General features: G+C 74.5%; 1 protein-coding gene. It reads left to right on the forward strand.

Going from position 1 to position 466, the window contains the following annotated elements:
• Window positions 1-466: helix-turn-helix transcriptional regulator (locus RNB18_RS51580; protein WP_311721004.1), on the forward strand; the 466-nt coding region annotated here is incomplete at both ends.

Genomic DNA, 466 nt, shown 5'->3' on the forward strand with positions numbered 1-466 from the left:
GCCGGGGTGCGTTCGGGCCAGCCGCACATCCGGACGGTGGTGCTCGCCGAGCGGGACGACCCACGCAGGGCGGCGGCCGCCCTGCAGGCCGGGGCGTCGGGCTGGGTGGCCAAGGACTGCTCGCTGCAGCGTCTGCTGACCGTCATACGCGGTGTGCTGCGCGACGAGACCCACCTGCCGGCCGCCCTGCTGACGGGTGTGCTGCGTGAGCTGACGGCGGCCCGCAAGCACCGCACCGAGAGCGAACAGCTCGTCGAGTCGCTGACGCCCCGCGAGCGTGAGGTCCTGCGCTGCATGGTGGCGGGTCTGGGCCGCAAGGCGGTCGCGGAGCGGCTCTTCCTGTCCCCGCACACGGTGCGCACGCACATGCAGAACGTGTTGGGGAAGCTGGGCGTGCACTCGACCCTGGCGGCCGTGGCCCTAGCCCGGCGGGCCGGGGTGGGCCCCGCCTCGCTAACCGGGGACG

Origin of the sequence: Streptomyces doebereineriae (genome assembly GCF_031845645.1) — a bacterium.
GTDB lineage: Bacteria > Actinomycetota > Actinomycetes > Streptomycetales > Streptomycetaceae > Streptomyces > Streptomyces canus.